This window comes from Xanthomonas sp. 3058, assembly GCF_014199765.1.
Lineage (GTDB): Bacteria > Pseudomonadota > Gammaproteobacteria > Xanthomonadales > Xanthomonadaceae > Xanthomonas > Xanthomonas campestris_B.
Genome location: NZ_JACHOF010000010.1, coordinates 67,542 through 88,596, shown reverse-complemented (window position 1 = coordinate 88,596; position 21,055 = coordinate 67,542). Strand labels below are relative to the sequence as shown.

Annotated in this window: 18 protein-coding genes and 2 pseudogenes; 11 read left to right on the top strand and 9 right to left on the bottom strand. The window is 66.5% G+C overall.

Annotated elements, in window-relative coordinates; genetic code table 11:
• Positions 1-34 precede the first annotated feature (34 nt).
• Positions 35-661, bottom strand: a complete 627-nt coding sequence (locus tag GGR61_RS13735) for a DUF4126 domain-containing protein (protein ID WP_184407825.1) — start codon at positions 659-661, stop codon at positions 35-37.
• Between the two features lie 130 nt (positions 662-791).
• Between GGR61_RS13735 and GGR61_RS13730 the strand changes: the two genes are divergently transcribed.
• From GGR61_RS13730 to GGR61_RS13710, 5 genes are all read left to right on the top strand, one after another.
• Positions 792-1,532: a DUF6776 family protein gene (locus GGR61_RS13730; protein WP_326520630.1), complete on the top strand. Its 741-nt coding sequence runs from the start codon at positions 792-794 to the stop codon at positions 1,530-1,532.
• A 3-nt stretch (positions 1,533-1,535) separates the two neighbouring features.
• A complete protein-coding gene (locus tag GGR61_RS13725) occupies positions 1,536-1,985 on the top strand; it encodes a polymer-forming cytoskeletal protein (protein ID WP_184407823.1) in 450 nt (149 codons plus the stop codon).
• An 83-nt stretch (positions 1,986-2,068) separates the two neighbouring features.
• Complete coding sequence (erpA, locus tag GGR61_RS13720; protein WP_184407822.1) at positions 2,069-2,455, top strand: iron-sulfur cluster insertion protein ErpA; 387 nt, start codon at positions 2,069-2,071, stop codon at positions 2,453-2,455.
• 103 nt (positions 2,456-2,558) lie between these two features.
• Positions 2,559-3,449 carry an NAD(+) diphosphatase gene (nudC, locus tag GGR61_RS13715; RefSeq protein ID WP_184622016.1) on the top strand — a complete coding sequence of 297 codons (891 nt, stop codon included), beginning with the start codon at positions 2,559-2,561 and terminating at the stop codon, positions 3,447-3,449.
• Positions 3,450-3,526: 77 nt separating this feature from the next.
• Positions 3,527-4,420 (top strand): cobalamin biosynthesis protein, encoded by an 894-nt coding sequence (locus GGR61_RS13710; RefSeq protein WP_184407820.1) that lies wholly within the window; start codon positions 3,527-3,529, stop codon positions 4,418-4,420.
• Between the two features lie 88 nt (positions 4,421-4,508).
• Here the strand turns inward: GGR61_RS13710 and GGR61_RS13705 are convergent, their stop codons facing one another.
• From GGR61_RS13705 to GGR61_RS13690, 4 genes are all read right to left on the bottom strand, one after another.
• Complete coding sequence (locus GGR61_RS13705) at positions 4,509-4,874, bottom strand: DUF2752 domain-containing protein (RefSeq protein ID WP_326520253.1); 366 nt, start codon at positions 4,872-4,874, stop codon at positions 4,509-4,511.
• 44 nt (positions 4,875-4,918) lie between these two features.
• A complete protein-coding gene (locus GGR61_RS13700) occupies positions 4,919-5,299 on the bottom strand; it encodes a CD225/dispanin family protein (RefSeq protein ID WP_070689523.1) in 381 nt (126 codons plus the stop codon).
• A gap of 318 nt (positions 5,300-5,617) precedes the next feature.
• Positions 5,618-7,540, bottom strand: a complete 1,923-nt coding sequence (locus GGR61_RS13695) for an MFS transporter (protein WP_184622014.1) — start codon at positions 7,538-7,540, stop codon at positions 5,618-5,620.
• 68 nt (positions 7,541-7,608) lie between these two features.
• Positions 7,609-8,511, bottom strand: coding sequence for a LysR family transcriptional regulator (locus GGR61_RS13690; RefSeq protein ID WP_184407817.1), 903 nt, complete (start codon positions 8,509-8,511; stop codon positions 7,609-7,611).
• A 97-nt stretch (positions 8,512-8,608) separates the two neighbouring features.
• On the opposite strand from GGR61_RS13690, the gene GGR61_RS13685 reads away from it, so the two are divergent.
• Entirely contained in the window at positions 8,609-9,799 is a 1,191-nt protein-coding gene (locus GGR61_RS13685) for an MFS transporter (RefSeq protein WP_184622012.1), read from the top strand.
• A gap of 131 nt (positions 9,800-9,930) precedes the next feature.
• On the opposite strand, the gene yccS is transcribed toward GGR61_RS13685, so the two are convergent.
• The 4 genes and pseudogenes from yccS to purH all read right to left on the bottom strand — a co-directional run bounded on the left by yccS (position 9,931) and on the right by purH (position 15,511).
• The gene (gene yccS / locus GGR61_RS13680) at positions 9,931-12,144 is read right to left on the bottom strand and encodes a YccS family putative transporter (RefSeq protein ID WP_184622010.1); all 2,214 of its coding nucleotides are present in this window, start codon (positions 12,142-12,144) and stop codon (positions 9,931-9,933) included.
• Between the two features lie 66 nt (positions 12,145-12,210).
• Positions 12,211-12,412: pseudogene (locus GGR61_RS21200) on the bottom strand (hypothetical protein).
• 99 nt (positions 12,413-12,511) lie between these two features.
• Positions 12,512-13,807 (bottom strand): phosphoribosylamine--glycine ligase, encoded by a 1,296-nt coding sequence (gene purD, locus GGR61_RS13675; RefSeq protein ID WP_184622008.1) that lies wholly within the window; start codon positions 13,805-13,807, stop codon positions 12,512-12,514.
• Between the two features lie 120 nt (positions 13,808-13,927).
• Entirely contained in the window at positions 13,928-15,511 is a 1,584-nt protein-coding gene (gene purH / locus GGR61_RS13670; protein ID WP_184622006.1) for a bifunctional phosphoribosylaminoimidazolecarboxamide formyltransferase/IMP cyclohydrolase, read from the bottom strand.
• Positions 15,512-16,049: 538 nt separating this feature from the next.
• Between purH and GGR61_RS13665 the strand changes: the two genes are divergently transcribed.
• The 5 genes and pseudogenes from GGR61_RS13665 to GGR61_RS21195 form a co-directional block, all read left to right on the top strand.
• Entirely contained in the window at positions 16,050-17,549 is a 1,500-nt protein-coding gene (locus GGR61_RS13665; RefSeq protein WP_184622004.1) for a TIGR04222 domain-containing membrane protein, read from the top strand.
• On the top strand, positions 17,549-18,193 hold the full coding sequence (locus tag GGR61_RS13660) for a CDP-alcohol phosphatidyltransferase family protein (protein WP_184622002.1): 645 nt from the start codon (positions 17,549-17,551) through the stop codon (positions 18,191-18,193). The genes GGR61_RS13665 and GGR61_RS13660 overlap by 1 nt, the downstream gene beginning before the upstream one ends.
• A complete protein-coding gene (locus GGR61_RS13655; RefSeq protein WP_184622000.1) occupies positions 18,194-18,454 on the top strand; it encodes a hypothetical protein in 261 nt (86 codons plus the stop codon).
• A 1,825-nt stretch (positions 18,455-20,279) separates the two neighbouring features.
• Positions 20,280-20,342: a hypothetical protein gene (locus GGR61_RS21385; RefSeq protein ID WP_326520252.1), complete on the top strand. Its 63-nt coding sequence runs from the start codon at positions 20,280-20,282 to the stop codon at positions 20,340-20,342.
• Between the two features lie 273 nt (positions 20,343-20,615).
• Positions 20,616-21,055, top strand: a pseudogene (locus GGR61_RS21195) (hypothetical protein); the annotation flags it as partial.

The following is a 21,055-nucleotide window of genomic DNA, read 5'->3' as shown; positions in this document are numbered from 1 at the left end:
CTCCCTGCAGTCGCGAACGATTATGCGATGAACTTCACGATAGCGGGGGGCGACGTGCAGCCGGCGTGGTGGCCGAGCGCAGCGGCGCGGCCAGCCGGTGCATACCCCGCCACAGCAGCCGCCAGACCCACCACACCACCAGCGTGGCCAGCAGGCTGGAACCTACCGCCACGCTCAGCGCCAGCCATGGGTGGGCCAGTGCCAGGGCCAGCGACGTGGTGGCGAGGGTGTCTTCTGCCAGCGACGCGATCCAGTTGCTGGCCGGTTCCGGCGAGGTGTTGAGCAATGCGCGGGTGCCGGCCTTGAGGGTGTGGCTGGTCAGCGCCACGCCAGCGCCTGCCGCCAGCGCGCCCGCGCCCAGATTGCCATCGGGCGACAACGTGGCTGCCGCCAGGAATGCGCCAGCCGGCACGCGCGCCAGCGTCTGCAGCAGGTCCCAGCCCGAATCCACGCCGGGGATCTTGTCGGCGAAGAATTCGGCCACCGCCAGCGCACCCGAGGTGCCCAGCACCCACCACGACTGCGCCGGGTGCAGGGCCTGCGGCAGCTCGATCCAGCCGAGCAGGCCGGCCAGGCCGACGCCGAACACGGTGAGGTAGACACGGATGCCGGCCAGCCAGGCCAGCAGGATGCCGATCACGAACAGGTGGGTGTCGCTCATGGCGGTGTTTCCCTGCAAACAATTGCAGAACTATCGGATAACCGTCGGTCCAGCGCCAGCGCGACGGCCGCCGAGGCTCTGGCACACTACGCCGCCCATGACTGCGCCGGCCCGTCCGGACCCGATGCCCATGAGACCGACCGCACGCGTTCAGATCGTCCGCCGCGAAACCGGCGGTGGCGGCTCCAGCAGCCGCTGGCTGTGGATGGGGGCGATCGTCATCGTGTGGTTGGCATCGCTGGGCGGGGTCTGGTGGATGGCCACGCGTCACGCCGCACCGCGTCTGGTCGAGGCCGAATCGGCGCTGCAGCAGGCGCAGCGCGCCCAGGCCCAGCAACGCCGGTTGATCGAGCAGTTGCAGCAGCGGCAGGTCAATCTGGCGATGTCCGACAAGATCAGCCGCGCCGCCAACACCGAGGTGCAGGCCTCGCTGGCCGAGCGCGACGAACAGATCGCCGCACTGCGCGCCGACGTGGCCTTCTACGAGCGGCTGGTGGGCTCGACCGCGCAGCGCAAGGGGCTCAACGCGCACTCGGTGCAGTTCACTGCCGAGCCCGGTGGCACCTGGAATTACAGCGTGGTGCTGACCCAGAACCTCAATCGGGGTGCGATCAGCCAGGGCCAGCTGCGCTTTGCGGTGGAAGGCGTGCGCGCCGGCAAGCTGGTCACGGTGAGCTGGAACGAGCTGCATCAAAAGCCCGATGCCGCCGGGCAGCCGTATTCGTTCCGGTATTTCCAGCAATTGGACGGCAGTGTGATCCTGCCGAAGGATTTCACCCCGCAACGTGTCAAAATCTCCCTGAGCGGCGATGGGGCGCCGGTCAATCAGACATTCGATTGGAAAGTCGCCGGTAATGGCGCGGGGGAGTAGCTCATGTTCGGAAACAAGTCCAACCGTGGTGCGCAGACCGTGGTCGACACCTTGATCGGGCCGCAGGTGATCATTCGCGGCGACCTGATGTTCAGCGGCGGGCTGTATGTGGAAGGCCGCATCCTGGGCAAGGTCATCGCCGAAGAGGGCGCCAGCGCCACCTTGACGGTGGCCGAGCAGGGCTGCATCGAAGGCGAGGTGCGCGCACCGGTGGTGATCATCAACGGGCAACTGACCGGCGACGTGCATGCTGCCGAGCGGGTCGAGCTGGCGCCCAACGCGCGCGTGCAGGGCAATGTGCATTACCAGGTGGTGGAGATGAGCGCCGGTGCGCAGCTCACTGGCCGGCTGATTCATGCCGCCACCGCAGGCGCGACCGCCGCGTTGCCGGCCCCGGATGCCAGCCGCGCCGAGCAGGTCAAGGCCCCGCAGGCCGAGACCGCCGACGCCTGAGTGCGGCGGGTGCGACTGAAGCCCGGCTTCGACGTTGCCCGGACCTGCTTGAAGTGTGGCCGCCTGGCCCCCATGCTGACGCCATGAGCACGCTCGTTTCGCTACCCACCGCCGCCCCGGCACCGGACTACCAGTCCATCGACCGGCCGCTGAACTTTTCGTTGGCCGCCGCCGCCAAGGTGCGCGAGCTGATCCAGGAAGAAGGCAATGCCGACCTGGCATTGCGTGTGTACATTCAGGGCGGCGGCTGCTCCGGCTTCCAGTACGGCTTCGAATTCGACGAGAACCGCGCCGAGGATGACCTGGCCGTGGCCACCGATGGGGTGACCCTGCTGGTCGACCCGCTGAGCCTGCAATACCTGATGGGTGCCGAGGTGGATTACACCGAGAGCCTGACCGGTGCGCAGTTCGTGATCCGCAATCCGAATGCCAAGACCACCTGCGGGTGCGGCAGCAGTTTCAGCGTCTGAGTGCAGTGGAGAGAGCCCGGCGTCTGAACAGGCGCCGTTGCTAGCGTGTTCTCCTGGCGTCACATGGTTGCGGGTGTCGCCGATTATCGGCAGGCTTGCGTCGATGCCAGAGTCTCTTTTTTCAACAGCCGGTTTTGCTTTCGCGCATGCGCCGCTGGATCGTGGCGATCTGCTGCGTGACGATGCCGATGCATTGGCGCGCCTGTGGCCGCAAGGCCGCGTGCTGCTGCTCGATGCCAAGGGCACGGCGTTGGCCGATGCCGAGGGTCAGCCACTGCTGATGGACGGCGCCGCGCTTGGCGAGGTGCCGGAGGCAGCGATTTTTCTGGGCCTGCGCGACAACGTCGGTTGGTTCTGTCTGCTGGCCGAGCAGACCTCTGTGCAGGCAGCGCAGCGCATCGATCTGCGCCAGGCCGCCGCCGACTGTCCGGCCGACGTCGCCACCGCCTTGGCCTATGCACGCGCGATGCTGCATTGGCAGTCGCGTACGCGCTTTTGCGGTGTCTGCGGTGGAGCGATCGCCTTCAGGCGGGCCGGCTTCATCGCCCATTGCACGCAGTGTCAGACCGAGCATTACCCGCGTGTGGATCCGGCGATCATCGTGGCGGTCAGCGATGGCGCGCGCTTGCTGCTGGGGCGTCAGGCACGTTGGGCGCCGGGCCGTTATTCGGTGATTGCCGGATTTGTGGAGCCGGGCGAGTCGCTGGAGCAGACCGTGGCGCGCGAGGTCTACGAAGAAACCCGCGTGCAGGTGCAGGACTGCCGCTATCTGGGCGCGCAGCCGTGGCCGTTTCCGGGCGCGTTGATGCTGGGGTTCACGGCGCGCGCGGCGGCGACCGAGGTGCCGCAGGTCACCGGCGAGCTGGAAGACGCGCGCTGGGTCAGCCATGCCGAGGTCACCGCTGCATTGGCCGGCGAAGGCGACATCGGGCTGCCACCACGAATTTCCATCGCACGCGCGCTGATCGAGCATTGGCATCGCGCGCATGGCTGAGCCTGGCCGACTGCGCCAAAAACGCACAGCCCCGGCCTGCCGGCGTTCGCTCTAGACTCGGCTGAGGAGGCTCGCCCATGTTTACCACCCTGGTTGCTGTCGTGGTCGCACTTGCGCTGGGTCACCTGGTGCCTGCCCAGGTGGCGCGGTTGCGGCGTTTCGAATGGTTTGGCCACTGGCTGCGCCGGCTCGACAGCCACGCGGCTGGGCGCGGCGCGTGGCAGGGACGTTACGGCGTGCTGCTGGCGTTGTTGCCGGCCTTGCTGGTGGTGTTGCTGCTGCAATGGGTACTGGACGACGTCTGGCGCGGCTTCCTGGCCTTGCTGTTCGGCGTGGCGGTGCTGGCCTGGACCTGGGGGCCGCGCGATCTGGACCGCGATGTGGAAGCAGTAATCGACGCCGACGAACCGGGCGCGCGTCGCGACGCGATTGCGCAGTTGCAGGCCGCTGGCGGCAGCGTGCACGAAGACGCGCCCTCGTTGGTGGAAGCGGTGGTGGTCAACGGGCTGCGGCGCTGGTTTGCGGTGCTGTGGTGGTTCCTGCTGCTGGGGCCGTTCGGAGCGGTGCTGTATCGGCTGACCGCGTTGGCGGTGGAAAGCCCGCTGTCGGTGTTGCTGCCGCCGCGCAATCTGGCCGGTGCGCGCTGGTTGCTTGCCGCGCTGGAATGGCCGGTGGCGCAGTTGATCACCGTGTCGATGGCGCTGGTTGGCAATTTCGACACCGTGTTCCGTGCCTGGCGGCAGGCGCATGGCAACCGCTGGTCGCTGGATCCGCATTTTCTGGGTGCGGTGGCGCGTGCCAGCGTCAGTGCCGAGCTACGCGAGGAAGCGCATGACTACACCGATTCGGGTCTGGTGCCGGTGTGGCGCCGCCTGCCGGAAGTGCGCGATGCGATGAGCTTGGTCTGGCGCGTGCTGCTGCTGTGGATGGTGGTGCTGGCGTTGTTGGTGATTGCCGGGTGGGTGCGGTGAGGTCTGATTTGCCCGGTGAGAACAACGATGCTCAGCTAGCAAGCGATTGATTGCGTGTTGGCATCGCAGCACTTTCTACTGGCGCGCTTTAACCTGGAGCCAGCAAGGAGAAGGGTGGCCAAGGCAGGTTCCTTGCCACCCAGAACCCGGGCAGTAGCGCGATCCAAAGCCACGGAGAGCCAGACAATCTGGCCAGCGGCACCAAGCGCTTTGGCTGCCACCCGAGATGCCACAGCAGCACCCACGGGACCAATAGTAATAGTCCGACCGCAAGAGCATTCATCTTGAAGGCTGTGACCACATCGCCATGTGCCAGCGCATGTAAAGCGCGGGTGATGCCACACCCAGCACAGTAGTAACCCGTCAGTGCATGGAAGATGCAGGGCGGGAACGGATTTCCTGGAAGATTTGGATCAAACTTCCAAAAAATCCATAGGCCTGCACCAGCTGCCACTGCAGCTGGTGCGAGCGAAAGTTGGAGCAGGCGCCTGGACACGCTTATCTCGACTGTTCGATCTGCTGCTGCATCTCAAGAATGCGTGCCTTGTAACCATCTACACCAAGGCTGGCGATTGAAACTATCCAAAGAAGTAATCCAAGCACAAAAATGGCGGTGGTGACCCATGCCAATATTTTTGCAGTACTCGACGCCTTGACCGCCCCTGGAATATCGCCCACGTTGAGCAAGGGATTCACCTTCGCCGCAAAGACGATCGCCACGATGCCGGTGATGATGCCCGGAATCGTCCAGCATGAGCAGCAGATCAGAACGCAAAGAACCGTCATCGTGATGGACCAGGCCAGATGATTTCGAATCGGCTGGACGGGTGGCGGCACAGCGGAAGGCTGCGGATGGATCGGCGGTGGGATGGCACTCATGGTGAAGCTCCTTGGGTGGTAAACGACTGCGAACTGATAAGTGAGTGGGGAGGGTTATCGAGTGGGTGCCGCAGCACTGGCGACAATCGAAGGTGTGTGCATACAACGGCCGCACACCCTTAACGATGCGAGTGCCTGCCGCTGGAATGAGCGGCAGCTGCCAATCACGGCAGACGCCTCAGGCGCGATGATGTTGAGCACGACGACTTCCCCCGGTACGACCTGTCGCGTTCGCTAGGCGAGCGCGGCGGCAAAACGTGTGATGACGCACAGGCTACTCGCGGCGCGCGACGGACGCAAAGCCTGCGCCCGCCGGTCTCAGGGGTGATCCTGACGCAGTGCCCGCACGTGCTGTTCGAGCAGTGCGGCCGTTGCCGTGTGACCCGGCACCGCTGCCCCTGCGACGACTTCGATATGGGCGCGCATCCGACGCGGCACGCGCATGCGGCCCAGGCGGCTATCGCGCCGGCTCCACATGCTCGACCACATGCCGCGCAACGCCATCGGAATCACCGGCACCTGGCGGCGCTCCAGGATCTTTTCCACGCCCGATTTGAATGCAGCGATCTCGCCATCCTTGGTCAGTGCGCCTTCGGGGAAGATGCACACCAGCTCGCCGTCGGCCAGCGCGGCATCGATACGGTCGAAGGCCTGCTGCATCAGCGCAGGGTCTTCGCGCGCACCGGCGATCGGGATCGCCTTGGCGGTGCGGAAGATCCAGCGCATCACCGGGATGCGGAAGATCTTGTAGTACATGACAAAGCGCACCGGGCGCGGGATCACCGCCGACAGGATCAGCGCGTCCATGTAGCTGACATGGTTGCACACCAGCAGCGCGGCGCCTTCGTCGGGCACATGGCGGTCGATGTCGCGCGTGCGCAGCCGATACAGCCCGCTCACCAGTACCCAGCTGAGAAAGCGCATCAGGAACTCGGGCACCAGGGTGAAGATCCACAGCGCCACCAGTGTATTGGCCAGCGCCAGGGCCAGGAACACCTGCGGAATGCTCAAACCCGGCAACGGAATGCGCACGCCGAACAGCTCCAGCAGCGGCAACTGCAGCGCGATGCCGATGATGGCGGCGGTGACGATGAACAGCGAGTTCTGGATGTTGAGCCCGGCGATCACGCGCGAGAGTTCGGCCTTGGGCGTGCGGCTCTGGATCAGCGCGAACAACGGCACCACGAACAAACCGGTGAACAGGCCGATGCCGACCAGATCCACGATCAGGCGCACGCTGCCGGGCTGCTGCACGAACTGGCCGATCGACAGATCGCTGACGGGCGCGCCGCCGGGACGCGCGAAGTACAGATCCAGCAAAAAGGCGCTGATACCGAACGCGCCCAGCGGCACCAGGCCGATTTCCACGGTGCGCCCGGACAGCCGTTCGCACAGCAGCGAACCGACGCCGGTGCCGATCGAAAACAGCGCCAGCGCGAACACGTACAGGTCCTGCTGGCCGCCGAGATTGAGCTGCGCGTAGGTCGGCAGCTGCGCGGTCAGCACCGTGCCGACGAACCAGAACCACGACACTCCGAGCACGGCGTTGCGCACCGCCGGCGTGCGCCGGGTCAGACGCATGATCGCACGCGATTCGGGGATCGGATTCCAGTTGATCTTCAGCTCCGGCGCGCCGGCATCGACCTTGGGCACCAGCCGCGCGACCAGGTTGCCGGTCACGGCAATCGCAATGACCGCAGTGGCCGCAGCGACCGGCCCGTGGCTGCCGGCGATCTGGAAGATCAGCCCGCCGAAGATCATGCCGCACAGGATCGAGATCGAAGTGCCCATCTCGACCAGGCCGTTGCCGCCGGTGAGTTCTTCGGGTTTGAGCACCGAAGGCAGGATGGAATATTTCACCGGCCCGAACAGCGTGGACTGCAGGCCGGTGCAGAACAGCGCAACCAGCAGGATCACCATGTTCTCGGTGAGAAAACCCACCGCCGCCAGCGACATGATGGCAATTTCCATCGTGGTGGTGATCACGATGAGTTTCTGTTTTTCCAGCTTCTCGGCGATCTGCCCGGCCAGTGCGGAGAACAAAAAGTACGGCAGGATGAACAATGCCGGGGCCAGATTGGTGTACAGCGTGCGCTGCGCTGCATCGATGCCGAGATAGAACAACAAGCCGATGATGGCCTGCCGATAGACATTGTCGTTGAACGCGCCCAACGCCTGCACGGCGAAGAACGGCAAGAAGCGGCGCTGCCTGAGCAGGGCGAACTGACTGTGACCGGACATGCAGTTTCCTTTGCGAACGCGCGCAGCCTAGCAGGCTTCCACGGTGGGCTGGTGCATGGCCGATGCGCTCAGCGCGGCGCGCGTGCCGATGGCGCGCGGCGCGCGGCCTGGGCGCGCAGCAGCGCCACGAAGGCACGCGCGGCCGGGGTGGGATCGGGCCGCCACACCGCATAGGTCAAAAAGCCGAAGCGCTCTTTCAGCGCGACCGTCACCACCCCGCGCATGGCTGCGGCCATGGTCTGCGGCACGATGCCCACACCCAGGTCGGCGGCGACCAGTTCGCGCACCAGATCGGCATGGGTGACCTCGTATTGCTGGCGCTGCCGCAAGCCGGCCTGCGCGAAGGCCGCATCGACGATGCCGCGCACGCCGGCGCCGGCGATCAGCCCGGCCATCGGTTCGTCGTCCAGCTCGGCCAGCGCCACCCGCTTGCGCGTGGCGAAACGATGGGTGGGCGCAACGATCAATGCCAGGGTTTCCTCGTGCAGCAGCAGACGCTGGTCGGGCACCGCGACCTGCGGGCCGACGCCGACCAGGGCGACATCCAGCCGGCCTTCGCTCAGGTCGTGCAGCAGGGCCTCGCTCATGGCGGTGCGTAGATGCACGTCCACCCGTGCATGCGCGCTGCGAAACGCGCGCAGCAGCGTCGGCAGCTGCACGGTGGTGAGCGAGGAGATCTGCCCCAGCGTGAGCCGGCCGCGCACCGTGCCCAAGGCCTGCGCCATTTCCTCGTGCAGGCGCTCGGCCGCGCGCAAGGTTTCGCGGGCGTTGTGCAGAAATACCTCGCCGGCCGCAGTAGGCCGCACCTGGCGGCTGCCGCGCTCGAACACGCGTGCGCCAAGGGTTTCCTCGATCTTGGCGACCTGGTGGCTGAGCGCCGATTGCACGGTGTTGCAACGGCGCGCGGCGGCGGTAAAGCCGCCTTCCTCGGCCACGGCCACGGCGAATTCGAGTTGGCGCAGGGTCAGCATACGATCTCGAAACGCGATGGAGATGGTGAAAACAATACATTGGAAAGATGCCGTGTCGCTGCCCACACTGCGCCCATTCCTTCAACAGGCACCTGCCATGACCGTCGAACCGATTGCCCACCCGCCATTGCCACGACGGCTGGTGTTGCTGATGGCCGCGGCCACCGGCCTTGCGGTGGCGAGCAACTACTATGCGCAGCCCTTGCTGGAAACGCTGGCGCAGGCGTTCGGGATCCAGGTGCGCAGCGCCGGGGCGGTGGTGACCGCCGCGCAGTTGGCGTACGCAGTGGGGCTGCTGTTGCTGGTGCCGCTGGGCGACCGGCTGGAGCGGCGCAGCCTGATCGTCGGGCTCTTTGTGCTCAGTGCGCTGGGCCTGCTGGTGAGCGCCGCCTCGCACAGCTTCGGCATGTTGCTGGCCGGCACGATTGTCACTGGCGCCAGTTCGGTGGCGGCGCAGATCCTGGTGCCGTTCGCCGCGACCCTGGCCGCCCCGCACGAGCGCGGGCGGGTGATCGGTACGGTGATGAGCGGCTTGTTGCTGGGCATCCTGCTGGCGCGTACCGCCGCCGGGGTGCTGGCCGGTGTTGGCGGCTGGCATACGGTGTACTGGATCGCCTCCGGCTTGCTGCTGGTCACCGCCTGGCTGTTGTGGCGTGGGCTGCCGCGCCATCCGGGCAATGCGCAGTTGTCGTATCCGCAGTTGGTGCGATCGGTGCTGACGCTGCTGCGCGACGATGCAGTGCTACGTTCGCGTGCGGTGCTGGGCGGGCTGATCTTTGCCGGTTTCAGCATGTTCTGGACCACGCTGGCGTTCTTGCTGTCTGGGCCGAGCTATGGCTATGGCACGGCGGTGATCGGGCTGTTCGGGTTGATCGGTGCGGCTGGCGCGCTGGCGGCCAATCGTTCCGGCCATTGGTCCGATCGCGGCCATGGCGATCGGGTCAGCTGGGGCGGGCTGGTGATGTTGCTGCTGTCGTGGGGATTGCTGGCGTGTGCGCCGCAGTCGATCGCGCTGCTGATCGTGGGCGTGCTGCTGCTGGATATCGCGGTGCAAGGCGTGCATATCGCCAATCAGAGCGTGATCTATCAGCGCAATCCGAACGCGCGCAATCGCATCACCTCGGCCTATATCACCTGCTATTTCATCGGCGGTGCGGTGGGTTCGACATTGGGCACGGCGGCGTATGCGCAGGCCGGCTGGAATGGTGTGGTGATCGGTGGTGCGGCGCTGGCTGCAGCGGCGCTGGGGTGGGTGGGCTTGAGTGTGTCGCGCAGCACCTGGAAGTAAGCGCGGCGCGCACGACGAACGACGCGGCGAGCAGGGCGATGGCCTGTGCGCGCAGTGCGCGGCCTCGCCTCGCCTGTCCATGTGGAGGCGGCCGTGGCTGCGCCGCGTCCACGCCGACCGGCAAGGACGCGCTAGGCCTTGTTGATCGTCAACCGTGTGGTGCCCTCGGCCGGCGCGGTGGTGACCGCCAAGGCCGCAGCACGTAGTTTGGGCAGCAAGCGCAGGGTCAACGCCAACTGGTCGCGCAGCAGGCGTTGCTTGGGCGGCAGTTGCACGGCGTGTTGCTCCAGCGCTTCGGCGGTGGCGACTTCTTCGGTTTCATCGTGCACGGGCAGCGGTTGGCGCTCGCGCAAGGCGGTGGCGATTTCGCTCAGCGTGCGCTGCAGGTAGTCGCCGGCCTGCGCGATGGCGGGATCGTGGTCGCCCTCGAGCGCAGCGCGATGTGCCCCCAGTGCAGACAGATAGCCCAGCAAGGTGTTGGACAGCGCCAGGAAGCGGAAGCCGGCATCCAGATTGCGCCGGTAACGGCCCGGTTCGCGCAGCATGTTGGACAGCGCCACCGACAAGGCGGCATCGGCGTTGTGCATGTCGCGCCGCGCGATACGGTAGGGCAGGTCGTCGCGCATGCCGCTGGCGTATTGCTCCAGCACCTGGGCCAGATACCGCGCGCAGCTGGCAAGCACCGTGGCCATCACCTGATTGAGGCGGCGACCCTGCCAGTCGGGCAGGATCAGGAACGAGGCGGCCGCGGCGATGGCGCAGCCGATCACGGTGTCGATCAGGCGCGGCCAGATCAGCACGAAGCCATCGCCGAGCAGGTTGAAGCAGAACAGCGCCATCACCGTGATGCCGGCGGTGGCCAGCATGTAGCGATCGGTGCGGGTGACGAAGAAGATCAGCGCGGCGGCCAGCGCCAGCAGCAATTGCACTTCGGTGCCGGGGAACAGCTGCATCAACGCCCAGGTGGCGACCAGGCCGATCAGGGTGCCGGCGATCCGCTGCACCAGCCGCAGGCGGGTGGCGCCGTAGTTGGGCCGGCACACGAAGACGGTGGTGAGCAGGATCCAGTAGCCGTTGTCGGCATCGATGGACTGCATGATGGCGTAGCCGACCACCAGCGCGATGGCCATGCGCAGGCCGTGGCGGAACAGTACCGAGCCGGGCGTGAGTTGCTGGCCCAGGCGTGCGGCCATTTCGCGCAAGGTGTGTGGCGATGAATCGCGCAGACGGGTGTCCAGATTGTCGCTGGTGGAATCGAATTGCGCCGCTTCCGAGAGCTTGCGTTCGATGCTCTGCAGATTGGTCACCAGCAGTTCCAGCGCACCGAGCAAACGGGCCAGTGCCGGGTCGGCACGCGCGTGCAGATAGTCCAGCGACTGGCGCAGGTCTTCGGTGGCCAGGCGGCTGTGCTCGCCGTAGTCGAACGGCTGGCGCAGCCGGATTGCCTCGCCCAACGCCGCGCAGGCCTTGCCCTGTAGCGCGAGCAGGCGCTGGCAGCGATACAGCACATCGCTGTGGAAGAACGCCTCGGTCAGCGCTTCGTAGGGATAGTGCGAGGAACTGGCGCGCTCGTGGAATTCCTGCGCCATGTAATACAGCCGGAAATACAGACCCGATTGCACCCCCGGCCGTCCCGACCGGCCGAAGCGGCTCATGATCGCGGTCTTGGCGGCGTTGAGCGCGCCAACGACCTTGGCGTTCTGGTCGGCCAGCGCCAGCCGACGCGCATGCAGGTCGCTCTGCCGCACCGGTTCGAACAGGTCGGCCTTGAGCTTGAGATAGCGGCCCAGCTCGAAGAACAACCGCGACAGCCGTTCGCGTACCGGGCGGTTGGCGAACAGGATGGTCCACAGGATCGACAGCACGCCGTACCAGGTGGCCCCGACCAGCAGCAGCGCCGCGCCATGCCAGGCGATCAGCGGGTCATGGCTGCCATGCTGGTCCATGCCGATCATGGCGTAGATCGACAGGGCGACCGTGGCCTGCGCGATGGAGGCGTAGCGCTCGCCCAGCGCGCCGAGCAGGGTCAGCGAAAACGTCGCCAACGCCATGCCGACCACGAACGCCAGCGGATATGGAAACAGCAGCACCACCGCCGCAGCGGCCGCGGCGAAACACAGCAACGACAGCAGCACCGATTTGATGCGACCCAGCCAGTTGTCGTCGGTTTCGGCAATGGCGCTGGCGATCGCGCCCAGGAACAGCGCCGGCACCGCGGTGAGTTGCTGCCAATGCCAGCACACGCCCATCGCCACCGCCAGCGCGATGAACACGCGCAGGCCATAGCTGGCCTTTTCATGGGCCCACAGGCGGCTAAGGCGGGTTTCGAAGGAGGGAGTGGCCACAGTCTCTGTTAGGCAAGGTGCCCGGGCATTATTGCCGCAGGCACGCGCCATCGGGGTGGAGGGCGGCTAATTCTTTGTCAGTAGCCGGCGTTTGTGCGGATTGGAGCCGATTGCGCGACGACGGTGCCTGCACCGCAGCCCAACTGCACCTGCCTGCGCGCAGCCGCGTGAGCTGCGCGTCCGGCCAACTGCACGGGCATGTATCGCGCTTGACGACCTTGCAACCTGTGGTTGCGAGTTTGAACACCGCCTTGTCGGCGACCACCAGTGAGCTGTTGCTCTGTTCGGCTGACAACCAGCGGATGTCCGAGCTTGCCCCCATCCGCCCTTCGGGCACCTTCCCCCGCCGGCGGGGGAAGGACGCGGCTTAGCCCTGCGCCTGCCGCTCGCGGGCGATCGCACGCCAGCCGATATCGCTGCGCTGGAAGGCGTTGGGCCAGTGGATCGGCTGCAGGCCGGCATACGCGGTGCGCTGTGCGTCCTGCACGCTGTCGCCCAAGGCGGCCACGCACAGCACGCGGCCACCGGTGCTGATCACCTCGCCTGCGGCATTGAGCGCCGTGCCGGCGTGGAAGACCTTGGCGCTGGTCGGCACCTGGTCCAGGCCGGTGATGACCTCGCCGGTGACCGGGGTTTCCGGATAGGGCTTGGCCGCGATCACCACGCCCAGCGAGGGGCGCGGATCCCACTGCGCCTGTGCCTTGTCGAGCTTGCCGTCGATGGCCGCGTCGAGCAGATCGACCAGGTCCGACTGCAGGCGCAGCATCACCGGCTGGGTTTCCGGGTCGCCGAAGCGCACGTTGAATTCGATCACCTTGGGCGCGCCGTGCGCATCGATCATCAGCCCGGCGTACAGGAACCCGGTGAACGGCACGCCGTCGGCGATCATGCCTTGCACGGTCGGCTCGACCACCTCGCGCATCACCCGCGCATGCACCTCGGGCGTGACCACCGGGGCCGGCGAGTACGCGCCCATGCCGCCGGTATTGGGGCCGGTGTCGCCATCGCCGACGCGCTTGTGATCCTGGCTGGTGGCCATCGGCAAGGCATGGGTGCCATCGACCATCGAAATGAAGCTGGCTTCTTCGCCGTCGAGGAATTCCTCGATCACCACGCGCGCGCCGGCATCGCCAAACGCATTGCCCGAGAGCATGTCGCGCACCGCCTCTTCGGCTTCGCGCAGCGTCATCGCCACGATCACGCCCTTGCCGGCGGCCAGGCCATCGGCCTTGACCACGATCGGCGCGCCTTTTTCGCGCACATAGGCCAGCGCCGCGTCCACTTCCGTGTGCACCGCGTAATACGCGGTGGGGATGCCGTGGCGGGCCAGGAAATCCTTGGCGAAGGCCTTGCTGCCCTCCAGCTGCGCCGCCTTGGCGGTGGGCCCGAAGATGCGCAGGCCAGCCGCATGGAAGCGGTCGACCACGCCCAGCACCAGCGGCACTTCCGGGCCGACCACGGTGAGCGCGACGGCCTCGCGCTGCGCCAATGCGAGCAGGCCATCGAGATCATCGACCTTGATCGCCACATTGCGGCACTTGGCTTCGGTCGCAGTGCCGGCATTGCCGGGTGCCACCAGCACCTCGCTCACCTGCGCGGACTGCGCGATCTTCCAGGCCAGGGCATGTTCACGGCCGCCGGAGCCGATGACAAGGATTTTCATGTGAGTGCCGAGATTGGGGAGTCGTGATTGGGGATTGGTTGAAGCAAGGCGTGGCTCGGAAACAGCAGAAACCAGAGCGACGTTGCCACTCCCGAATCCCCATTCCCGAATCCCGGCACGTCAGTGCCTGAAATGCCGCACGCCGGTAAACACCATCGCGATGCCATGCTCGTCGGCGGCGGCGATCACCTCGCCATCGCGCATCGAACCGCCCGGCTGGATCACCGCCTGGATGCCGGCGGCGGCGGCGGCGTCGATGCCGTCGCGGAACGGGAAGAACGCATCGGAGGCCATCACCGAGCCGGCCACCGTGAGCTTGGCTTCTTCGGCCTTGAGCGCGGCGATCTTGGCGCTCACCACGCGGCTCATCTGCCCGGCGCCCACACCAATCGTGCGGCTGTCCTTGGCGTAGACAATCGCGTTGGATTTGACGTACTTGGCCACGCGCCAGGCGAACAGCAGATCGCCCAGTTCCGCATCGCTGGGCGCACGCTGGGTGACCACGCTCAATTCGCCCAGCGACATGCCGCGGTTGTCGGACGACTGCATCAGCAGGCCAGAGCCAATGCGCTTGGTGTCGTAGTTGTTGAGGCCGTTGCCGTGCGGGATCTTGAGCACGCGCACGTTGGCTTTCTTGGTCGCGTACTCGAGCGCGCCGGCATCGTAGTCGGGGGCGATCAGTACCTCGACGAACTGGCGGTCGAGAATCGCTTTTGCAGTGGCCGCATCCAGCGTCTTGTTGAAGGCCAGGATGCCGCCGAAGGCACTGGTCGGGTCGGTCGCATAGGCCAGCTCGTAGGCATCACCGCAGGCCGCGCCCACCGCCACGCCACAGGGGTTGGCGTGCTTGACGATCACGCAGGCCGGCGCATCGAACTGACGCACGCATTCCCATGCGGCATCGGCGTCGGCCAGGTTGTTGTAGCTCAGCTCCTTGCCCTGCAACTGCTGGAAGGTGGCCAAGGTGCCCGGCACCGGATACAGGTCGCGGTAGAACGCGCCGGCCTGGTGCGGGTTCTCGCCGTAGCGCAGGTCCATCACCTTGATGAAGTTGGAATTGATCTGCGCCGGGAACGGGCTGCGCGTGGGCACGCTCTCCGCACTGTCGGCCACGGCGGACAGGTAGTTGCTGATCGCCGCGTCGTACTGCGCCACGCGGTTGAACGCGGCCACCGACAGCGCAAAGCGCTTGGCCGCCGACAGCTGCCCGTCGTTGGCATCGAGTTCGGCGAGCAGCTCGGCGTACTGCGCCGGGTCGGTGGCCACCGCCACGCGGGCAAAATTCTTCGCTGCCGAGCGCAGCATCGCCGGGCCGCCGATATCGATGTTTTCCACCGCATCGGCCAGTGTGCAATCGGCCTGGGCGGTCACCGACTCGAACGGATACAGGTTCAGCACCAGCAGGTCGATCGGCGCGATGCCGTGTTCGGCCATCACCGCTTCATCGACGCCGGCGCGGCCGAGCAGGCCGCCGTGCACCAGCGGGTGCAGGGTCTTGACGCGGCCGTCCATCATCTCCGGGAAACCGGTCAGCTCGGCAACGTCGGTGACCGGCAGGCCGGCCTCGCGGATCGCCTTGGCGGTGCCGCCGGTGGACAGCAGCTCGACCTTGCGCGCCACCAGCGCGCGGGCCAGATCGATCAGGCCGGTCTTGTCGGAAACGGAGAGCAGGGCCCGGCGCACGGGCAGGAAATCAGAGGCCATCGGTGGGGGATGTCGTTGCGGGGCAGCCGATATTGTAGGCTGCGCCAGCGCTCGAATGGACTCAATAGACGGCAATGGACGCGACCCCTGCTCTGAAACGACGTTTCCACGCGCCGCTGCGGCCGCTGGCGGGCACGCTCTTTCGCGGCGTCTGCACCGCCCAGCATGACCGCGCGCGACGCAACGACGGTGGTGCGCCATCACGCTGGCGCGAACTGGCCGCTGCCACCGGCCCGCATGCCGGTGCGCATGGCGCTCGATGCACCCCACAGCATCCTGACCCGCGGGTTCGGTCGGACATCGCGGACAGCGCAGCGGGCTGCCCACCTCAACGTACGGCGGTCGCAGCAACCAGGACGCGGCCACACGGCAACCGGAGATGGCGTTGCGCGCGCGCGGGGGTGCTGCCTCGACGGGCAGCAAGGCGTGATTGGCGGGCGCGTTGGTCCAGCATGCCCCGCCTGCGGCCGTGGCAGTTCGCGGGTGTGAGGGGGCAGCTGCTGACATGGGCTGCGGCATCGATCGGCAAGGAGCGCTTGTGACAAATCAACCGGAGTCCGCACGCCTTGATCCGATCGCGGCCACGCCTGCACAACAGGCGTTATGGCAACGGCTGCAGGCATATCGCTTCGGCGATGATGACGCGGCATTGGCGGCGTTCGTCGGTCGCGTCGCCAAGCAGGCGCATTGCAGCGTGACGCAGGCACAGCGGATGGTGGAGGAATACCGCCGCTTCTGTTTTCTGGCCTGCACCGGCACGCAGGATGTCACGCCCAGCCCGTTGATCGACCAGGTCTGGCACACCCACCTCACCGACACCCGTGCGTATTGGCAGCAGTTCTGCCCGCAGGTGCTGCAGACCACCTTGCACCATCAGCCCGGGCGTGCAGGCGCTGACGAGGACATGCGCTTCCAGGCGCAGTACCGGCAGACATTGGAACGCTATCGCCAGCATTTCGGCGAGCCGCCGGCAGCGCTGTGGCCAGCGGCGCGGCAGCCCCCGAGCGCGTCGGTATCGACGCCGTCGCCTGCGCTGGATGCGGAGGCCACCTTGCGTGCAGTGCGTGGCGGTGCCGGTCACGACAGGTGGACGCGCGGGATCGGCACGGTGATGGGATGGGCTGCCGCAACGTTGGTCGTTGCCGCGTTCGGCAGCAACGCCAACACCGGCGTCCTGTCCCCGCTGCACTGGCGGGGAACGCATTTTCTGGCGCTGTTCGTGGTGCTGATCGGCCTGGCATGGTCGGCAGCCGCGCTGCTGCGGCGTTGGGCGCGCGGCGTGGGGGGAGCTTCCAACCAGCACCTGTCCGATGCTGCCGAGGTGGCCTACCTGAGCGGTGGCGACGCCCGCGTGGCCGACCTGTATTTCGCGCAGTTGCTTGCCACCAACGCAGTATTTCTTGAGCGCGATGAAGAGGCGCAGGGGCGCGTGCGGCTGCGCCGCAACGCGGTAGCCACGGTGCCAGCTGCGCTCGCCCCGGCCTTGCAGATCGCAGGCAATGCCGAAGACCCGGTCGTGGCATGGCAGGCGCTACGCGCCTTGGCAGAGCCTGTGCAGCAGCGCGTGGTCGCGAAGGGGCTGTGGCTGGATCCGCGCCATGCGCTGTGGGTGCGCGGGCTCAGCGCGCTCCCGGTTGCAGCGTTGTGGCTACTGGGCGCATGCAAGATCGTGATCGGCCTGCAGGGCGGGTACCCGATCGGTTACCTGCTGGCCCTGATGGTGCTGCTCAGCATGGTGGTGTTGGGGTTCCTGCTGGCGCCGGCGCGCCGCACGTTGGCCGGAGACCAGCAGATCGCCGTGCGCAGAGAGACGGTGAAACCCGACGCTGCGCGCGGCGGCGCCGATCCGAGTCACGTGGTGGCGCTGTATGGCACCGCCGCCTTGCTGGGGACGCCGTGGGAGAGCTACCACACGCTGCGTTCGCCCATGTCCACCACTGGCGACAGCTCGACGACCAGTTGCGGTGGCGGCGGTGACAGTGGCGGCGGCGACAGCGGTGGTGGTGGATGCGGTGGATGCGGGGGAGGGGGCGACTGATGCAACACACACCGCAATTACCGGAACGCCGCCGTCGCTGGGCACGCGCATTGCGCGAACGCGGCGCCACGCCGAATGGTGTGTCATGGGCAGGGATCGCCTTTGCCGCACTGGCCGGTCTGATGTTCTACATCGCCTTGAGCCACCCGGCGCGCGAGGGCGCGGCGCCGTTGTTGCTGGCCTTGCTCGGTTTGCAGGGCCGGTTGTGGTGCAACCGCATGGATGGCGTGCTGGCACGTGAGGCGCGCCTGGTCGGGCGTGCGGGCGAGGTCTACAACGATGCGCCGGATCGCCTGTCCGATGTCGTGGTCTGCATCGGGCTTGGCTATGGCCTGCAGGCCAGCGTGCCGTGGGCGGCGCAACTGGGGTGGGCGGCCGCGTTGTGCTGCGTGGTCACCGCGTATGTGCGCATGCTCGGTCTGGCCTGCGGCACGCCGGAGCCACGCCAGGGGCCGATGACGCGTGTACAGCGCATGCACTGGTTGTCGCTGGTCACCGCGCTGGCCATTCCGGTGCAGTGGCTGGGCCACGCAACGCCTGCGGCGTGGATGCTGGTGGGCGCACTGTGCGTGCTGATCGCCGGCGCATTGGTGACCGCAGTGCTGCGGCTGCGCACGATCGTGCGCGCATTGGAGTGGAGGTGATTGCCGGCCAGCCAGGTGCGGGCTGGCGTTGTGGTCGATCGCCGCATTCACACCGTGGCATGCGGTCGGCGAGGATCCGATAAGCGCCGGGGCCGACTGGTGGTGCCGGCGATCAGCTGCGATCGCGGCATCGACGCCGTGGCCGCATGCGTGAAGGCCACGGTGGCGTGCTCGATCGATTGCATGCGTAACGCGCTCTATCTGTTTGCCGCGCCGTGCTGCCCGCATCACCGCAACCTGGGCACCGTTCCGGGCCTTTAGCGAACACGGAGAAAGTGCAAACGGTGCACTTTCTGAAGGCGGGTATATATCACATGCATTAACTAACGCACTTCTCATTTAATGCATGGATTTTCCGGTGCGGGGTTTCGTCGCATCGGTATTTAAGATGTGCGACGCCAATGCGTCACGAAAACCGATGGGTGCGCGAAACGATTCGAATGTCGCAAGCATTGTCGCAGGACAGAATTCCGACCCGGTCGCATATCGGCAAAAAAAGCCGGCATTCTGGGACGTGGCCCGTTGTTGTTCTTCGGTGATGCGCACCTGGCTTCTCTTGTGGCGACAATGACCTGGCACGGCTGATCCACGATCTGGACTCGCTGATCTGTTTGTTCGACAGGTTCAAAGTCAATGGCGCTCTCGGCGAGGCGTCCCTTCGATATTCGCTGCAACGGCTGTCGCGCAGGAGCCAGCCTTGCCATCACCCCAGCTGCGTCTTGCAGTCACGGCCGTCCATGACCCTGCGATTCAAGCAAGACACCGCAGCGCACGGGCGCCTCGGGGCGTTCGTTGATACCCACCATTGCAGTGCCGGCGCTCGCCTTGCCAACGGGTGGATCTGCCTTGCCATGACGGCTGGATGATCCGTGCCCGCGTTATCGGCGGCAACCAGCGTCGGCTTGCATCGCTGCCCGGAATATCCAGATGAGATCATTCTTATGAATCGTGAAAAAGTCTTGGCGTTACGCACCTGCACCAACAATATGTCCGATCATTGCGGTCTGATCTGGCCACGCACAGGCAGTGTCGAGTGCACGCATTGGCAACCCACCATCAAGCAGGAAAACGGCCTGACCGGCCTGCTGTGGGGGCAGGGTACCAATGCGCATCTGAACATGCATGCCGATGCGCACTGGGTGGTGTGCATGGTGGACACCGCCGACATCATCTGGCTGGGCGAGGAGGGAATGATCAAGTTTCCCCGGGCCGAGGTGGTCTACGCCGGCAACCGTGCAGGCGCCATGCAGTGCATTGCCGCCGGCATCGAGCAGCATGCGCCGCCCCCGCCGGAGCCGCCTGTAGCCGCAGTCATTGCTGCGCAATTCGTTCCCAAGGCAGCACAGGCGCAGTTCACTGCGCCGGCAGTGGAGCAGAGCGGTTATTCCGTGTCACCGACACAGCCACAGCCGCCGCCGCCATTGGCCGGCGCCGGCGGCGTGCAGATGCCGCCGCATCCGCAGGACACGGCGCTCACGCGCGAGATCGCAACCTATGGCAGCACGCTCACCGGTGCCGATCAAAGTCAGCTGATCGCAGGCTATGGAAGCACCGAAACAGCGGGTAATCGTAGCGAGTTGATCGCCGGCTACGGCAGCACCGGTGTGGCCGGATCCGACAGCACTATCGTGGCCGGCTATGGCAGCTCGCAAACGGCCGGTGGCGGAAGCACGCTGACCGCCGGCTACGGCAGCACGCAGACCGCACGCAGCGGCAGCGATCTGACCGCTGGCTACGGCAGTACCGAAACCGCCGGTGCCGACAGCTCGTTGATCGCAGGCTATGGCAGCACCCAGACCTCCGGTGGCGACAGTTCGCTGACTGCCGGCTACGGCAGTACCCAGACGGCGCAGGGCGGCAGCGATCTCACCGCCGGCTATGGCAGCACCGCCACCGCCGGCGCCGATAGCACCTTGATCGCCGGCTACGGCAGTACGCAGACCTCCGGCGGCGAGAGCTCGCTCACCGCCGGCTACGGGAGTACCCAGACCGCGCAGGATGGCAGTGACCTGACGGCTGGGTATGGCAGCACCGGCACTGCCGGTGCCGACAGTTCGTTGATCGCCGGCTACGGCAGTACGCAGACATCGGGCAATGCCAGCTCGCTGACCGCCGGCTATGGCAGCACGCAGACCGCGCGCACCGGTAGCGATCTGACTGCCGGTTACGGCAGCACCTCCACCGCCGGCGCCGACAGCACCTTGATCGCCGGCTACGGCAGCACGCAGACCTCCGGTGGCGACAGCTCCCTGACTGCCGGCTACGGCAGTACGCAAACCGCGCGCAAGGGCAGCGACCTGACCGCTGGTTATGGAAGCACTGCCACCGCCGGTGCCGACAGTACCTTGATCGCCGGCTACGGCAGTACACAGACTTCCGGCGGCGAGAGCTCGCTGACTGCCGGTTACGGCAGTACGCAAACCGCGCGCAAGGGCAGCGATTTGACTGCCGGCTATGGCAGCACCTCGACGGCGGGTGGGGACAGCACGCTGATCGCCGGCTACGGCAGCACGCAGACCTCGGGCAACGCCAGTTCGCTGACTGCCGGCTACGGCAGCACGCAGACCGCCCGCAGCGGCAGCGATCTCACCACCGGCTACGGCAGTACCTCCACGGCCGGTGCCGACAGCACCTTGATCGCCGGCTACGGCAGCACGCAGACCTCCGGCGGCGACAGTTCGCTCACCGCCGGCTATGGGAGTACGCAGACCGCCCGCAGCGGCAGCGACCTCACCACCGGCTATGGCAGCACCTCCACTGCCGGCGCCGACAGCACCTTGATCGCCGGCTACGGCAGCACGCAGACCTCCGGCGGCGACAGTTCGCTCACCGCCGGCTATGGGAGTACGCAGACCGCCCGCA

What these genes read in the sequence shown, in the direction of transcription:
- GGR61_RS13735 (WP_184407825.1), bottom strand. Translation starts at nt 661, where the DNA reads ATGAGCGACACCCACCTGTTCGTGATCGGCATCCTGCTGGCCTGGCTG.
- GGR61_RS13730 (WP_326520630.1), top strand. Translation starts at nt 792, where the DNA reads ATGAGACCGACCGCACGCGTTCAGATCGTCCGCCGCGAAACCGGCGGT.
- GGR61_RS13725 (WP_184407823.1), top strand. Translation starts at nt 1,536, where the DNA reads ATGTTCGGAAACAAGTCCAACCGTGGTGCGCAGACCGTGGTCGACACC.
- erpA (WP_184407822.1), top strand. Translation starts at nt 2,069, where the DNA reads ATGAGCACGCTCGTTTCGCTACCCACCGCCGCCCCGGCACCGGACTAC.
- nudC (WP_184622016.1), top strand. Translation starts at nt 2,559, where the DNA reads ATGCCAGAGTCTCTTTTTTCAACAGCCGGTTTTGCTTTCGCGCATGCG.
- GGR61_RS13710 (WP_184407820.1), top strand. Translation starts at nt 3,527, where the DNA reads ATGTTTACCACCCTGGTTGCTGTCGTGGTCGCACTTGCGCTGGGTCAC.
- GGR61_RS13700 (WP_070689523.1), bottom strand. Translation starts at nt 5,299, where the DNA reads ATGAGTGCCATCCCACCGCCGATCCATCCGCAGCCTTCCGCTGTGCCG.
- GGR61_RS13695 (WP_184622014.1), bottom strand. Translation starts at nt 7,540, where the DNA reads ATGTCCGGTCACAGTCAGTTCGCCCTGCTCAGGCAGCGCCGCTTCTTG.
- GGR61_RS13690 (WP_184407817.1), bottom strand. Translation starts at nt 8,511, where the DNA reads ATGCTGACCCTGCGCCAACTCGAATTCGCCGTGGCCGTGGCCGAGGAA.
- GGR61_RS13685 (WP_184622012.1), top strand. Translation starts at nt 8,609, where the DNA reads ATGACCGTCGAACCGATTGCCCACCCGCCATTGCCACGACGGCTGGTG.
- purD (WP_184622008.1), bottom strand. Translation starts at nt 13,807, where the DNA reads ATGAAAATCCTTGTCATCGGCTCCGGCGGCCGTGAACATGCCCTGGCC.
- purH (WP_184622006.1), bottom strand. Translation starts at nt 15,511, where the DNA reads ATGGCCTCTGATTTCCTGCCCGTGCGCCGGGCCCTGCTCTCCGTTTCC.
- GGR61_RS13660 (WP_184622002.1), top strand. Translation starts at nt 17,549, where the DNA reads ATGCAACACACACCGCAATTACCGGAACGCCGCCGTCGCTGGGCACGC.